Source organism: Arthrobacter sp. Y3222053, assembly GCF_059092805.1.
In genome coordinates this window covers 1-14,686 of sequence record NZ_JBNHIA010000006.1, presented here as the reverse complement: position 1 = coordinate 14,686, position 14,686 = coordinate 1, and the positions used below count along the sequence as shown (strand labels likewise).

The 14,686-nt window shown below is 70.8% G+C and carries 16 protein-coding genes; 13 read left to right on the top strand and 3 right to left on the bottom strand.

What is annotated here, in order from left to right; genetic code table 11:
• Window positions 1–8 precede the first annotated feature (8 nt).
• The 3 genes from AC5RUW_RS14365 to AC5RUW_RS14355 all read left to right on the top strand — a co-directional run bounded on the left by AC5RUW_RS14365 (window position 9) and on the right by AC5RUW_RS14355 (window position 3,004).
• A complete protein-coding gene (locus AC5RUW_RS14365) occupies window positions 9–1,055 on the top strand; it encodes an ABC transporter permease (protein ID WP_494161312.1) in 1,047 nt (348 codons plus the stop codon).
• Entirely contained in the window at window positions 1,052–2,833 is a 1,782-nt protein-coding gene (locus AC5RUW_RS14360) for a dipeptide ABC transporter ATP-binding protein (protein WP_494161311.1), read from the top strand. Before AC5RUW_RS14365 ends, AC5RUW_RS14360 begins: the two co-directional genes overlap by 4 nt.
• A gap of 96 nt (window positions 2,834–2,929) precedes the next feature.
• Window positions 2,930–3,004, top strand: coding sequence for a 50S ribosomal protein bL37 (locus tag AC5RUW_RS14355; protein ID WP_369299106.1), 75 nt, complete (start codon window positions 2,930–2,932; stop codon window positions 3,002–3,004).
• Window positions 3,005–3,062: 58 nt separating this feature from the next.
• Here AC5RUW_RS14355 and rsrA read toward each other — a convergent pair whose 3' ends face one another.
• Complete coding sequence (gene rsrA / locus AC5RUW_RS14350) at window positions 3,063–3,326, bottom strand: mycothiol system anti-sigma-R factor (protein WP_494005356.1); 264 nt, start codon at window positions 3,324–3,326, stop codon at window positions 3,063–3,065.
• Window positions 3,323–4,018, bottom strand: a complete 696-nt coding sequence (locus AC5RUW_RS14345; protein ID WP_494006594.1) for a sigma-70 family RNA polymerase sigma factor — start codon at window positions 4,016–4,018, stop codon at window positions 3,323–3,325. The genes rsrA and AC5RUW_RS14345 overlap by 4 nt, the downstream gene beginning before the upstream one ends.
• A gap of 335 nt (window positions 4,019–4,353) precedes the next feature.
• Here AC5RUW_RS14345 and AC5RUW_RS14340 point away from each other — a divergent pair, with 335 nt between their 5' ends.
• The 9 genes from AC5RUW_RS14340 (at window position 4,354) to AC5RUW_RS14300 (ending at window position 12,260) form a co-directional block, all read left to right on the top strand.
• A complete protein-coding gene (locus AC5RUW_RS14340; protein WP_494161310.1) occupies window positions 4,354–4,932 on the top strand; it encodes a DoxX family protein in 579 nt (192 codons plus the stop codon).
• A gap of 1 nt (window position 4,933) precedes the next feature.
• Entirely contained in the window at window positions 4,934–6,283 is a 1,350-nt protein-coding gene (gene aroA, locus AC5RUW_RS14335) for a 3-phosphoshikimate 1-carboxyvinyltransferase (RefSeq protein WP_494161309.1), read from the top strand.
• Window positions 6,283–7,389: a ribosome small subunit-dependent GTPase A gene (gene rsgA, locus AC5RUW_RS14330; RefSeq protein WP_494161308.1), complete on the top strand. Its 1,107-nt coding sequence runs from the start codon at window positions 6,283–6,285 to the stop codon at window positions 7,387–7,389. Before aroA ends, rsgA begins: the two co-directional genes overlap by 1 nt.
• A 58-nt stretch (window positions 7,390–7,447) precedes the next feature.
• On the top strand, window positions 7,448–8,257 hold the full coding sequence (gene hisN / locus AC5RUW_RS14325) for a histidinol-phosphatase (RefSeq protein WP_494161307.1): 810 nt from the start codon (window positions 7,448–7,450) through the stop codon (window positions 8,255–8,257).
• A gap of 2 nt (window positions 8,258–8,259) precedes the next feature.
• Entirely contained in the window at window positions 8,260–9,051 is a 792-nt protein-coding gene (locus AC5RUW_RS14320; RefSeq protein WP_494161306.1) for a class I SAM-dependent methyltransferase, read from the top strand.
• Window positions 9,048–9,476 (top strand): FluC/FEX family fluoride channel, encoded by a 429-nt coding sequence (locus AC5RUW_RS14315; protein ID WP_494161305.1) that lies wholly within the window; start codon window positions 9,048–9,050, stop codon window positions 9,474–9,476. The genes AC5RUW_RS14320 and AC5RUW_RS14315 overlap by 4 nt, the downstream gene beginning before the upstream one ends.
• Window positions 9,473–9,874, top strand: a complete 402-nt coding sequence (locus tag AC5RUW_RS14310; RefSeq protein ID WP_494161304.1) for a CrcB family protein — start codon at window positions 9,473–9,475, stop codon at window positions 9,872–9,874. The genes AC5RUW_RS14315 and AC5RUW_RS14310 overlap by 4 nt, the downstream gene beginning before the upstream one ends.
• Before the next feature lie 55 nt (window positions 9,875–9,929).
• The gene (locus AC5RUW_RS14305) at window positions 9,930–11,030 is read left to right on the top strand and encodes a carboxylate-amine ligase (protein ID WP_494161303.1); all 1,101 of its coding nucleotides are present in this window, start codon (window positions 9,930–9,932) and stop codon (window positions 11,028–11,030) included.
• 129 nt (window positions 11,031–11,159) lie between these two features.
• Complete coding sequence (locus tag AC5RUW_RS14300) at window positions 11,160–12,260, top strand: carboxylate-amine ligase (protein WP_494161302.1); 1,101 nt, start codon at window positions 11,160–11,162, stop codon at window positions 12,258–12,260.
• A gap of 2 nt (window positions 12,261–12,262) precedes the next feature.
• Here the strand turns inward: AC5RUW_RS14300 and AC5RUW_RS14295 are convergent, their stop codons facing one another.
• The gene (locus AC5RUW_RS14295; RefSeq protein WP_494161301.1) at window positions 12,263–13,951 is read right to left on the bottom strand and encodes a glycoside hydrolase family 13 protein; all 1,689 of its coding nucleotides are present in this window, start codon (window positions 13,949–13,951) and stop codon (window positions 12,263–12,265) included.
• Window positions 13,952–14,111: 160 nt separating this feature from the next.
• Here AC5RUW_RS14295 and AC5RUW_RS14290 point away from each other — a divergent pair.
• Window positions 14,112–14,686 (top strand): helix-turn-helix domain-containing protein (locus AC5RUW_RS14290; RefSeq protein ID WP_494161300.1); only part of this gene is annotated, 575 nt, incomplete at its 3' end.

Here is a 14,686-nt window from a genome sequence, read left to right as displayed (position 1 = left end):
CGGAAGAAATGACTGAAAACACCAGCCCGTCACGGGCACAGCCGGGCAGCGTCGGAGGTAATCCCGAGGCCGCAGCCATGGTCCTGCAGAACAGCGGTCCGGAGGCCGGCCAGGCCGGCACCCGGCCCGACGCCGTCGCCCCCGCCGGAGGCCCCGCACCCACCGCGGCCAAGAGCCAGGGGCGCCTGGTCCTCGAGCGGTTCCTACGCCACAAGGGCGCCCTCGTCGGCATGGCGATGCTCCTGTTCGTCATGCTGCTTTCCTTCACCTCCATCGGCATCGGCCCGATCCCGGGCTGGTGGAAATACAACTTCTCGGAAGTGATGCCGATCGCCGAAGGCGGGCCCACCCTTTCCTGGACCGGCCTGGGCGACCACCCGTTCGGCCAGGACACCCTGGGCCGCGACTACTTCGCCATGACCATGCGCGGAACGCAGATCTCGCTGATCATCGCCTTCATGGTCGGGATCGTCTCCACGATCGTGGGCACCATCATCGGAGCCGTCGCCGGCTACTTCCGCGGCTTCACCGAAGCGGTGCTGATGCGCCTCACCGACGTCGTCATCACCATTCCGCTGCTGGTCGTGGCGGCCGTGCTGGCCGCGATGGTCTCCCGGTACGGCATCGTCGTCTTCGCGATCTTCCTCGGCCTGATCAGCTGGACCTCGCTGGCCCGGCTGGTCCGCGGCGAGTTCCTGTCCCTGCGGGAAAAGGAGTTCGTGGAGGCCGCCAAGTCGGTGGGCGCCGGGTCCGCACGGATCATCTTCAAGCACATCCTGCCGAACACCATCGGCGTGATCATCGTCTTTGCCACCCTCGCCATCTCCAGCGCCATCCTGCTCGAAACCTCCCTGAGCTTCCTCGGCCTGGGCGTGCAGCCGCCGGACACCTCGCTGGGCCGGCTGATCAACGAGAACCGCTCCGCGATGACCACCCGTCCGTGGCTGTTCCTCTGGCCTGGCCTGTTCATCGTGACCATCGCCCTGGCCGTGAACTTCATCGGCGACGGCCTGCGCGACGCGTTCGACCCCCGACAGACAAGGATCAAGCAATGAGCGCCTCCCCCGTCTACTCCGACGCCGGCGCCCCCGCGGCCGACGGCGCGCCCATCCTCTCCGTGAACGGCCTCGGCGTGGAGTTCAACGTCGAGAACGAATGGGTCATGGCCGCCGAGGACGTCACCTACGCCGTCCACCCCGGCGAGGTCCTGGCCATCGTGGGCGAGTCCGGTTCGGGCAAGAGCATGTCCTCCATGGCGCTGCTGGGCCTGCTCCCCCGCAACGGGCGGTCCACCGGCAGCGCGAAGCTGCAGGGCCGGGAGCTCATCGGCGTGCCCCAGTCCACGCTGCGCCGGATCCGCGGCAACGACATCGCCATGATCTTCCAGGAGCCCATGACGGCGTTGAACCCGGTGCTGACGGTCGGTGACCAGATATCCGAGATCATCGAGCAGCACACCAACGCGACGCCGGCCCAGGCGAAGGAACGCGCGATCGAGCTGCTCCGCATGGTGGAGATGCCTGACCCGGAGGAGAAGTTCGACCACTATCCGCATCAGTTCTCCGGCGGCCAGCGCCAGCGCGCGATGATCGCCATCGCGATTGCCAACGATCCGATCCTGCTGATTGCCGATGAGCCGACCACGGCCCTGGACGTCACCGTGCAGGCCGAGGTGCTGGAGCTGCTGCGCAGGCTCAACAAACGGCTGAACAGCGCCATCCTCCTGATCACCCACGACATGGGCGTGGTCGCGGACCTGGCCGACCACGTGGTCGTGATGGAAAAGGGGCGCATCGTCGAGACGGCTCCCACCACGGAGCTGTTCGCCAACCCGCGCGAGCCCTACACGCGCCAGCTGCTGGCCGCGGTTCCCCACCTCGGCTCGAAGGTCGGCGGCGTCCTCGCCTCCGTCGAGGTCGAGGACGACGGGTCGCTGCAGGTGGCCGAGGCTCCCCGGGAGCTGCTGGCCGAGTCCGAGCGGATCAGCGAGCCGGCGTCGGACGTGGTGCCGGCCCTGGCCCTGGAGGGGGTGGACATCGAGTATCCCGGCCGCTTCCGCCAGCCGGCGTTCAAGGCCGCCCAGGACATCACCTTCACCATCAATCCCGGCGAGGTCATGGGCCTGGTCGGCGAGTCGGGTTCGGGCAAGTCCACCATCGCCCGGGCGGTGACCGGCCTGCTGAAGACCTCCGCAGGCAGCATCCGCATCAACGGCACCGAAATCACCGGTTTGAAGGCGAAGGAGCTGAAGCCGCTGCGGCGCAGCTTCGCCATCGTCTTCCAGGACCCCGCGGCCTCCCTCAATCCGCGCCTGTCCATCGGCGAGAGCATCGGCGAGCCGCTGTACCTGCATGAAAAGCCTTCCCGGCGGGATCTGGACGCCAAGGTCGCCCAGCTGCTGGAGGACGTGCACCTGCCGGTCAGCTTCCGCAACCGGTATCCGCACGAGCTCTCCGGCGGCCAGCGCCAGCGCGTCGGCATTGCCCGGGCGCTGTCGCTGCGGCCCTCGCTGCTGGTGGCGGATGAGCCGACCTCGGCCCTCGACGTGTCGGTGCAGGCCCGGGTGCTGCAGCTGCTGCAGGACCTGCAGCAGCAGTACGGGTTCGCGTGCCTGTTCGTCAGCCACGACCTGGCGGTCGTGGAGATCCTGGCCAGCCACATCGCGGTGCTCAAGAAGGGAAGGATGGTGGAGCAGGGTTCCACCGAGCAGGTCCTGAAGTACCCGCAGGACCCGTACACCCGGCGCCTGCTGGCAGCCGCGCCCGTGCCCGATCCGCAGGAACAGGCCTACCGGCGGGAGCAGCGCCTGGCCCTGCTCTCGGCGGGTTCCTGACCGGCCCGCGACGTCGGACGCGCCTGCGTTAGGCGGCGGCGGACTCCCTGTGGGAGACTGGAGGGCAGAGTGTGATCAAGAGCGAAGGAGGCAGCCATGAGCAAGCGTGCACGCAAGCGTCGTGACCGTAAGCGCGGCGGCGCAAACCACGGCAAGCGTCCCAACACCTGAGACGCGAAAAAGGCCCCCGCACTTCGGTGCGGGGGCCTTTTGCTGTCTGAGCCGCGGCTCAGTGGTCGGCGGCCGCCTGGATCTGGTTGATCCGGGCCAGGATGCCGGCCTTCAGGGTCTGGGGAGCGGCCTCGGTGCAGGAACGCTTCACCACCGAACGGATGACGCACTCCAGGTCGTGCTCCCGGGCGCACTCGGTGCAGCCTTCGAGGTGCTCCTTGATCTCGACCAGGTCCTCATGGGACAGCGCCCCGTCGAGGTATTCGTACAGCCGCTCAATGCGGGCGTCGTCGCAATCGCCCAGTCTCTGGCAATCGCTCATAGCGTCTTCCCCTGTTTCGTTGTCTGGGTTTTCCCGCCCTGCGGGCTGTCAGCCTTGCCGCGGATGCCGCGCTCCTGCGCGTACTCCGCCAGCAGCTCACGCAGCATCCGCCGGCCGCGGTGGAGCCGGGACATGACCGTCCCGATGGGCGTGTTCATGATTTCGGAGATCTCCTTGTACGCGAAGCCCTCCACATCGGAGAAATACACCGCCAGGCGGAAGTCCTCCGGAATGGACTGCAGGGCGTTCTTGACGTCGGAGTCCGGCAGATGGTCGAGGGCCACCGCCTCAGCCGAGCGCAGGCCGGCGGGAGTGTGCTCCGCCGCGCGGGCCAGCTGCCAGTCCTCGACTCCGTCCGAGTGGGCCTGCTGCGGCTCCCGCTGCCGTTTCCGGTACAGGTTGATGTAGGTGTTGGTGAGGATCCGGTAGAGCCAGGCCTTCAGGTTCGTTCCCGGCTTGTACTGGTGGAAGGCCGAGAAGGCCTTGGTGTAGGCCTCCTGCACCAGGTCCTCTGCGTCGGAGGGGTTGCGTGCCATGCGCATGGCGGCCGAGTACAGCTGGTCGACATACTGCATGGCGTCCCGCTCGAAGCGCAGCTTCCGTTCCGCCTCGGACTCCTCCGCGACATCCAAGGGCGCCTCCACCTGGCTTTTGTCCACTTCCTGGCTGCCTTCCGGCACGTGAGTCTTCATCACGTTCCAGTCTACGGGTCCGGACCGGCGGTTCCCGGGAGAGCGGCGGCCGGGCAGGTTCAGGCGGACGGCGGCGTCGGCCGCCGGGTCGGCGGTCAAAGCGGTGGCGGCAGGCGGGGTCATCTTCCTCCATCTCGTACCGGCGGGCCGTTGCGGGCCCCGGACATCTGTGCACAACACGTCGGGGCCTCCGGGTATTCCACGCCCCCGTGTCCGAACGCACCGACGCGGGCCGGTGAAGTGCCTCCGCCGACAGTAAATGCCAGACTAGGAGGAACACTCCGCTACGGCGGACCGGCCCGGCGGCCTCAAGGCTGCCGTCAGAAGGAGGCATCATGTCGATAGTCCGTTTCGCCGCCCGCCCGCTGCTTGCCGCAGGGTTCGTCGCCGACGGCGCCCGACGCCTGCGCAGCGTCGACGCCACCGCCGAGCAGCTGCAGCCCCTGCTGGCCGCCGCCCAGGGCGCCAACGAAACGGACGAGGCCCTCGCCGGCCGCAGCCGTGCCGTCGCCCGTACCGCCGCCGGAGCCCAGATCGGGGCCGGAATCCTGCTCGGCGCCGGCCGCCTGCCGCGCCTCGCCGCCACGGTGCTGGCCTCCACCTGGGCCCTCGACACCTGGCTGGACCACCGCGCCGCCCCGGCCGGGACCGATGAGGAGAAGGCCTCGCGCCGCTCCGCCCTGCTGCGCAACCTGTCGATGCTGGGTGCAGTGCTCCTTGCCGCCGTCGACACCTCCGGCCGGCCCGGCCTGGCCTGGCGGACCGGGAAGCTCGCCGACGACACCCGCCGCAGCCTGTCCTCCGCCACCCACAGCACCGGCCGGACGGCCCGCCGCGTCAACCGGACGGCCCGCCGCCGGGTCAAGGCCGCGGACAAGGCCATCCGTTCCACCGTGAGCGGGCTCGCTGCCTGACATGGTCCGTTCCACCGCCCCGGCCGCCTGGCCCGCCCCCTTCACCGCAGGCTCCCCCGTCACCGGTACGCTCAGCGTTCCCGGGTCGAAGTCCCTGACCAACCGCTACCTGGTGCTGGCCGCACTCGCAGACGGTCCCTGCCGGCTGCGGGCGCCGCTGCATTCACGCGATTCGGCGCTGATGGTCCAGGCGCTGCGTGCCCTGGGCGCCGATGTCCGGGAAACGGCAGGATCAGGAGCGTACGGTCCGGACCTGCTCGTCACGGCCGCCCCGGCCGGTTCCGGAAGCGGCGTCCCCGCCGCAGTGGACTGCGGCCTGGCCGGGACGGTGATGCGGTTCGTGCCCGTACTGGCGGCCCTGCGCGCCGGGCACACCAGGTTCGACGGCGACCCGCACGCCCGCATCCGCCCGATGGGCACCACGGTGCAGGCCCTGCGCGGCCTCGGCGTCCGGGTCGACGACGAGGGCCGCGCGGCCCTGCCGTTCACGGTGCACGGCACCGGCGCCGTCGAAGGCGGGCGGCTGGAGATCGACGCCGGCGCCTCCTCCCAGTTCGTCTCCGCCCTGCTGCTGGCCGCCCCCCGTTTCCGCAGCGGACTGCACCTGGTGCACCGCGGCTCCGGGGTGCCCAGCATGGAGCACATCGGCATGACGGTCGAGGTGCTGCGCTCGGTGGGCGTGCAGGTGGATGACTCGGTGCCGAACGAATGGCGGGTCTCCCCCGGGCCGGTGCGGGCCTTCGACGTCCTCGTGGAGCCGGATCTGTCCAACGCCGGCCCGTTCCTTGCCGCCGCGGTGGTCACCGGCGGGACCGTCACGATCACGGGATGGCCGCAGGCCTCCACCCAGATCGGTGACCGCTGGCGGCAGATCCTGCCGCTGTTCGGCGCCGAGGCGTCCTGGGCTGACGGAGCCCTCACGGTATCCGGCACCGGGGAACTCCACGGGGTGGACCTGGCCGACACCGGCGAACTGGCCCCCACCGTCGCCGCGCTGTGCGCGCTGGCCGATTCGCCGTCGCGGCTGACCGGCATCGCGCACCTACGCGGCCACGAGACGGACCGCCTCGCCGCCCTCACCGCGGAGATCAACGGCCTCGGCGGTGACGTGGAGGAAACCGCCGACGGGCTGCTGATCCGTCCCGCCCCGCTGCACGGCGGCATGTTCCATACCTACGCGGACCACCGGATGGCCACCGCGGGCGCGATCCTCGGCCTCGCCGTTCCCGGCGTGCAGGTGGAGGACATCGCGGCCACTGCCAAGACCCTGCCCGAGTTCCCTTCGCTCTGGGAGTCCCTGGTCTCCGCCCGGACGGCCGGTGGGGATGCCGACGGCGGGCAGGTGCGCTGATGGGACGCGGAACCAGCGGCTGGGACGAATCCGATGTGCGGATCCGGCCGAACAAGAAGGGCTCCAGGCCACGCACCAAGGAACGTCCCGCCCACGAAGACGCCGTCCTGGGCCGCGTGGTGACCGTAGACCGCGGGCGCTACACCGCCGTCGTCGCCGAAGATACCCCCGAAGAGCGCATCGTCGTTGCCGCCCGGGCCCGCGAGCTGCGCCGCACCCCCGTCGTCGCCGGCGACATGGTGGGCCTGGTCGGGGACGTATCCGGGGCGCCGGACAGCCTGGCCCGGCTGGTGCGCGTCGAGGAGCGGGCCACCGTGCTCCGCCGCAGCGCCGATGACACCGATCCGGTCGAGCGCGTGGTCGTCGCCAATGCGGACCAGCTGGTGATCGTGGTGGCCGCCGCCAATCCCGAGCCCCGCACCGGCTTCATCGACCGGGCGCTGGTGGCTGCCTACGACGCCGGCATAGAGCCGCTGCTGTGCGTGACCAAGGCCGACCTGCAGGATCCCGCCGACCTGCTCGCCAACTACGCCCACCTCGACCTCACCGTGCTGGTCAGCGGCACGGCCGAGGACGGCGTCGACGCCGAGTCCGCCGAGGGCCTTTCCGCGCGCCTGCGCGGCAGCGCGGTGGAGCAGCTGCGCGGCCACCTGGCCGGAAAGGTGAGCGTGCTGCTCGGCCCCTCCGGCGTCGGCAAGTCCACCCTGGTCAACGCCCTCACCGGGGCCAACCGGGCCACCGGCGGCGTCAACGCCGTCACGGGCCGCGGCCGGCACACCTCGTCCTCCGCGCTGGCCCTGAAGCTGCGCGACGCCCCGCCCGGAAGCTGGATCATCGACACCCCGGGCATCCGCTCCTTCGGGCTGGCCCACATCGACCCGGACCGGATCCTGCGGGCCTTCCCGGATCTGGAACCGGGCACCGCGGACTGCGAGCGCGGCTGCCGGCACGACGACGGGGCGCCGGGCTGCGGCCTCGACGCCTGGGTGGCCTCGGGGGCCGCAGGCGAGGCCGGCCCCGCCCGGCTCGCCTCGCTGCGCCGGCTGATGGGCACCAGCGACCGGACCGAGGGGCGGGCGTCCGCCAAGGAACTGGGCACCACCTAGCCGCGTACCCGCACGTCAAACGTCGGCTTGAACGGGCCCACAGGATAGGTTGGGGAGTATGCCTGCAGCAAAGAACTACACCGACGACCTGCGCCTGGCCCACGTGATGGCGGATTCGGTCGATGACCAGACCATGTCCCGCTTCCGGGCGCTGGACCTGCGTGTGGAGACGAAGCCGGACCTGACGCCCGTCACCGACGCCGACAAGGCGGCCGAGGAGGCGATCCGGGGCCAGCTTTCCCGGGCCCGGCCGCGCGATGCCGTGCTCGGCGAGGAGTTCGGTTCCATCGGCGGCGGGCCGCGCCGCTGGATCATCGATCCGATCGACGGCACCAAGAACTTTGTCCGCGGCGTGCCGGTCTGGGCCACCCTGATCGCGCTGGTCGACGACGGCGAACCGGTGGTCGGCGTCGTCAGCGCCCCCGCCCTGGGCAAGCGCTGGTGGGCGGCGAAGGGCACCGGCGCTTACATGGGCCGTTCGCTGGCCTCCGCCACGCGGCTGGCGGTCTCCAGCGTGAACCGCCTCGGGGACGCGTCCCTGTCCTACTCCAGCCTCGGCGGATGGAAGGAGCGGGGGAGCCTCGAGGAGTTCCTGGACCTCACCGAAGCCGTGTGGCGGACCCGGGCCTACGGGGACTTCTGGTCCTACTGCATGGTGGCCGAAGGCTCCGTGGACATTGCCTGCGAGCCGGAGCTGAACCTCTACGACATGGCGGCGCTGGTCCCCATCATCACGGAGTCCGGCGGCCGCTTCTCCTCGCTGGAAGGCGAGGACGGCCCGTTCGGCGGCAATGCGCTGGCCACCAACGGCATCCTGCACGGCGAGGTCCTCAGCCGCCTGAACCCGGACCTCGTGGACCTGCTCTGACCGTGGCCCTCACAGGTCCCCGGCTCAGCGAGGAACGCCGCCGCCAGCTGGCCGAGGGGTACGGCGCCGGCGGCAGCCACTATGAGCGCGTGCGGCCCGGCTACCCGGCCGAAGCGGTGGACTGGCTGTTCGAGGGCTGCCAGGTGCACGGGTCCGCGGTGCGGACGGTGGCCGACGTCGGGGCGGGGACGGGCAAGTACACCCGGGTGCTCGCCGAGGCCGGCTTCCGCGTCGCGGCGGTTGACCCCAGCGCCGACATGCTGGAACAGCTGCGGCACGCGCTTCCGCAGGTTCCCGTCCACCAGGGCACCGCGGAACACACCGGCCTTCCCGCCGGCAGCCTCGACGCGGTCACCGTGGCGCAGGCCTGGCACTGGTGCGACCCGCTGGCCGCCAGCACCGAGTTCGCCCGGATCCTGCGCCCGGACGGAATCCTCGGCCTGGTCTGGAACCAGCTGGACGTCTCGGTGCCATGGGTGCACCGGTTTGCCCGCATCAGCCACGCCGGTGATGTGCTGCGTCCCGGTTTCCGGCCGCAGGTCGGCCCCGAGTTCGTCCTGCAGGCGCAGTCCTCGGTGTCCTGGTCGCAGCCGCTGCGGGCCGACGAGCTGCCGGCTCTCGCGCAGTCCCGTTCCTGGTACCGCACGGCCGGTGAGGCCGGCCGCCGGCGGATGCACGCCAACCTGGACTGGTATCTGTACGAGCATCTGGGCCACCAGCCCGACACCATGCTGGAGCTGCCCTACCTCACCCTGTCCTGGCGGGCACGCCGGCAGTCCGGGCCCGTTCAGTGACAGCCGGACCGGAGCGGGCGGCGCTCCCGGCGCGCCGGGTCTGGGCCGCCGTCGCCATCGGCGGGGCGGTGGGCGCCGAAGCCCGCTACCTGCTCGGCCTGGCCTTTCCGCAGCCCACCGCCGGTTTCGACCTGGTGGTCCTCTGGGCAAACGCCGCCGCCTCCCTGGCCCTGGGCTGGCTCACCGGCCGCTGGAGCGCCCGGCCGGCACCGGAATGGGTGCGGGCGGGGCTGGGCCCCGGCCTGCTGGGCGGGTTCAGCACCTTCTCCACTTTGGCCCTGAGCCTTGAACGTCTGACGGCCGCCGGCAGCGCAGCTGAAGCCGCCGGCTACCTGGCCGCTTCCCTGCTGCTGGGCCTCGGGGCCGCCGCCGCGGGCCTGTTCCTGGGCCTGCGGCAGGGCCGGAACCGCAGGGCCGGGACATGAACGTCCTCGCGGCCCTGGCGGTGGCGGCGGGCGGCATGCTCGGCGCACTGGTCCGCTTCGGGCTCGACACGCTCGTGCTCCGCCGCGCCGGAACCCGTCCGTGGGCAGCACTGCCCGTGGGCACGCTGCTCGTGAACGTGGCCGGCAGCGCACTCATCGGCGCCGCCTACGCCCTGCTGCAGGACGGCGGACTGAGCGCCCCGGCGTTCGCCGCCGTCGCTGCGGGCCTGGCCGGCGGCCTGACGACTTTCAGCTCGTGGGCCGTCGCGTCGGTGCTGCTCTGGAACGGGGACAGGCACCTGGCGGCGGTGCTGAACCTGGTCCTGAACGTGGTGCTCGGCGCGGGGGCCTGTGCCGGCGGATGGCTGGCGGGCGACTGGTTGTCCGCGGCCCGGTAACAGCCGCCCGGCCTCCCGCCGCACGACCGGCGCCCCTAGACTGGTCCGACCGCTGATGCCTTCCCCGGAGGGACCCGTGCGTACTTTCGGCATAGAAGAGGAGTTCCTCCTCATTGACCCCGCCACCGGGCTGCCCGGCAGGAAGGCCGGAGAGGTGATTGCCCGCGCGGCGCCGGGCGCATCCGGCCAGCCGGAACTGCTGACCTGCCAGGTGGAGCACGCCACCGGAATCTGCACCACGGTGGAGGAGGCGGCCGCCGATCTGCTGGAGTTCCGCGTCCGGATCGCGGCCGCAGCGGCCGCGGCCGGCCAGGCCGTTGCGGTTACCGGCGCCGCGCCCCGTATCTCCGGCTCCCCCGCCGATGTGACGGATGTGCCCCGCTACCGGCTGATGGGCGAGATGACCGGCGGCGTGGGCATGGAGCAGTACGTGAACGGCACCCATGTGCACGTCGCCGTCGCGGACCCCGAGGAGGGCGTGCGGGTGCTGAACGGGCTTCGGCCCTGGCTGGGCACCCTCGCCGCACTTGCGGCCAACTCGCCGTTCTGGCGCGGCCGGGACAGCCGCTTCTCGAGCTGGCGGCTGGTCCACTACCGGCGCTGGTCCGTGCAGGGCTGCCCGCCGCTGTTCGCCGACGCCGCCGATTACTCGCGCCGCCTGGCCGCCCTGCTGGCCACCGACGTCGTCCTCGACGCCGGCCACGTCGGCTGGGCGGCACGGCTGTCCGGGCACCTGCCCACGGTGGAGGTGCGGGTGGCGGACGCCCAGCTCGAGGCCGCGGACTCGGTGCTGCTGGCCGCCCTCATCCGCGCGCTCGTGTCCACCCTGGCCGGTCAGCCTGCCGATGCTGACCCGGCGGATCCGGAACTGCTCGACGTCGGGCTGTGGCAGGCCGCACGATACGGGCTCGACGGGAACCTGCTGGGCCACGGGACGCCGCCCGCGGGCCTGCGCAGCGCACAGGATCAGCTGCAGGAGCTGATGAGATTTGTCTCCCCGGCGCTGGAGGCCAGCGGCGACCTGCCCTACGTGCGGGACGGCCTGGCCAGGCTGCTCACCCACGGGCCGGGCGCCCGCCGCCAGCGCCGAGCCGCGGCTAACGGCGGAGCCCGCGGCGTCGCCGGCCTGTTTGCCGCCGCCCTCACGGCACGCTGAGCGGAACATCGCACCGGCGTTCGCGGCGTCCGCACGCGGGCACCGTTTGGCGCGCGGGCCGGGGACGTGTCTAGTCTCGTAGAGATAACGATCAGCCGCCGGGCACGCCTGGCTGTCCTAAGGAGCTCCATGGCCACGCTGGGTATCGAAGAGGAATACCTGCTGCTCGATCCGCGGACCGGGCTGCCCTCCCACAAGGCCGATGAGGTGGCCGGCTATCTCCACGACTCACCCCGGGTGACGGACAACGAAGTGCAGCGTGAGCTGCTCAGCTGCCAGATCGAGACCGCGACCCCGGTCTGCTCCACCCTGACCGAAGCCGAAGAGTACCTGCTCAACTTCCGGACGCAGCTGGCAGCCGCTGCAGAAAAGGCCGGCGTCGTGGCGGCGGGGACGGCCACCGCTCCCCGGGTCGAGGAACACTACCCCGAACTGACCGACAAGGAGCGCTACCGCGAGCTGCAGCAGAGCGCGCCGGGCATTGTCGGTGACCAGTTCGTCAACGGACTGCACGTGCACGTCTCCATCCCGGACAAGGAAACCGGCGTCCAGGCCCTGAACCGGATCCGGGAGTGGCTGCCCCTGGTGGTGGCGCTCAGCTGCAACTCCCCGTTCTGGCTCGGCCGCGACAGCGGCTTCGGCAGCTGGCGTGTGGTCCACTACCGGCGCTGGCCGGTGCAGGGCTGCCCGCCGGTGTTCCGCGACGCCGCCGACTATGAGCGGCGCATCCAGCGCCTGGTGGACACGGCCGCCATCATCGACCGCGGCGTGCTGACCTGGATGGTCCGCCTCTCCGACGCCTACCCGACCATCGAGGTGCGGGCCGGCGACGGGCAGCTGCAGGCCCGGGATTCGGTGCTGCTGGGCGGCCTGATCCGCGGGCTGGTCAGCACCGCCGTCGAGCAGGCCCGGCGCGGGGCCGGCTACGCCGTGCCGGACGAGGAGCTGCTCGACGCCGCGATGTGGCAGGCCGCCCGTGAAGGGCTCACCTCGAACCTGGTGGATCCGGTCACCGCGCGGCTGGTGCCGGCCTGGGACCGGGTCGAGGCCCTGCTGGAGTACATCGGCCCGGCGCTGGAGGCCGAGGGCGACACCGAGTGGGTGCGGGCCGGGCTCCGCCAGCTGCGCAGCCAGGGCACCGGCTCCGAACGCCAGCGGCGCGCCATGGCCGACGGCGGCACGGCCGCCCTGCTCGAGCTCTACCGGTCCTCGGTGACCGCCGAGGACTAGCCTCAGGAGGCGCTGACGCGCACCTGCCACGGGCGCAGGAGAAGCGGGTCCGCGCCGTCGTCGTAGTTGTCCATCACTGTCCTGCCGTGCGCCAGGTCCGGGGGCAGGGCCAGGTCATCGGCGGAGACGTTGGCCGTCACCTGCAGCCGTTCCTGCCCCAGCAGCCGCTCGAAGGCGTACAGCCGGGGATGGTCGCCGTGGAGCATGTGGCAGCTGCCCAGGGCAATCAGCGGGGATTCGTGCCGCATCCGGATCAGCCGCTGGTACCAGCGGAAGATGGAGCGCTCCGATGCGCGGTCCGCTTCGACGTTGATCTCCGCATGGTTCGGGTTGACGCTGATCCAGGGCTCCGCCTCCGAGAAGCCGGCATTGGGGCCGGCGTCCCATTGCATCGGAGTGCGGGCGTTGTCCCGGCTCATCCGGCGCAGGGACCGCAGCACGTCCGCCTCCGGCAGGCCCCGTGCCAGCGCGTCGCGGTGATAGTTCAGCGACTCGATGTCACGGTACTGGCCGATGTCGGTGAATCCGGCGCTGGTCATGCCGATTTCCTCGCCCTGGTAGATGTAGGGCGTGCCGCGCTGGAGGTGCAGCAGCGTGGCCCACAGGGTCGCCGACTCGTAGCGGTACCGGCCGTCGTCGCCGACCCTGGACACCTGCCGGGGCTGGTCGTGGTTGCTCAGGTACAGGCTGTTCCAGCCCCTGTCCGCCAGCCCCCGCTGCCAGCGGTTCCAGGACGTCTTCAGGTCCCGCAGGTCCAGTTCCCGGTATTCCCACTTCGAGCCCGGCTCGTGGTCCAGCTGCACGTGCTCGAACTGGAACACCATGTCCAGCTCGCCCCGCGCGGCATCGGTGTAGAGCAGGGCCTGCTCCACGGTTGCCCCCGGCGTCTCGCCCACCGTCAGGAACTCGCCTTCACGGTGTGAGAACGCGGTGCGGCGCATCTCCTGCAGGAACTCGTGGATCCGCGGGCCGTTGGTGAACCAGGGGCCCCCGTCGCCGTACGCGCTGCCCGGTTCCACCGGCCCGTCCGGGAGGCGGGGATCCTTGGAGATGAAGTTGATGACGTCCATCCGGAACCCGTCGACGCCGCGGTCCAGCCACCAGTTCATCATTTCGTACACGCTTTGCCGCACCCGGGAGGAGTCCCAGTTCAGGTCCGGCTGCTGCGGGGTGAACAGGTGCAGGTAGTACTGCCCCGTGGGCCGGTGGTAGCTCCAGGCCGGACCGCCGAAGAAGGAACCCCAGTTGTTCGGCTCGGCCCCCGGCTCCCCCGGATCGAAGCCGGGCCGCGCATCGCGCCAGTAGTAGGAGTCCCGGGAGGGGTTGTCCCGGGAGGAGGCGGAGGTGACGAACGCGGAGTGCCGGTCCGAGGTGTGGTTCACGACCAGGTCCATGATCAGCTTCATGCCGCGCCGGTGAACCTGGTGCAGCAGCTCATCGAACTCCTCGGCCGTGCCGAAGACCGCATCGATGCGCCGGTAGTTGCTGATGTCGTACCCGTTGTCGTGTCCCGGGGACTCATGGATCGGTGAGAGCCAGATGACGTCCACCCCCAGGTCGGCGAGGTGGTCCAGGCGGGAGATGATTCCGCCGATGTCGCCCACGCCGTCACCCGTGGAATCCGCGAAGCTGCGCGGATAGATCTGGTAGACGACGGCCCGGGTCCACCAGGCGGGAGCCGTATCCAACATGCCGCATCCTTTCGGCCCGGTGCCCGCGGCGCGGGGCGCTGTCCTGCGAGTCTAGGTGTAGCGCTTACGGAGGTTGTGAACGGCGTGGCAAGGGTTAAATAGGCGAGGGTCTCCGGTTCGATATGGGTTACCACACTCGTATCGGCCAACGGAGACCCTCGTGACCCACGCTAACGCACCCCTGACCGAAACCGGACGACTGCGACTGGCAAAACTCGTGGTCGAGTCAGGATGGCCGCTTCGCCGGGCTGCTGAGCGGTTCAGCTGCTCACCGGCAACAGCGAAGAAATGGGCCGACAGATACCGCACCCGGGGACCATCGGGGATGCACGACCTTTCCTCGCGGCCGTTGTCCTGCCCGCATCAAACGCCTGTGCGCACCGAGCGGCGGATCATCGCACTCCGGTTCAACCAGCTCTGGGGACCGCACCGGATCGCCCACCACCTGCATCTGCCCCGGTCCACCGTTGAGAAGGTCCTGCGCCGGTACCGCATGCCTGTACTTTCGCATCTGGATCAGGCCACCGGCCTGCCGGTCCGCCAACCCAAACCTGTCCGCTACGAACACCAGCACCCCGGGGATTTGGTGCACGTGGACATCAAGAAGCTCGGGCGGATCCCGGATGGAGGCGGACATAGGATGCTCGGCCGGGCCACCGGGAAACGCAACAAGACCCGGACCGAGGCCAATCGCAGGCCCGGCTACGCCTACCTACACCACGCCGTGGATGACCA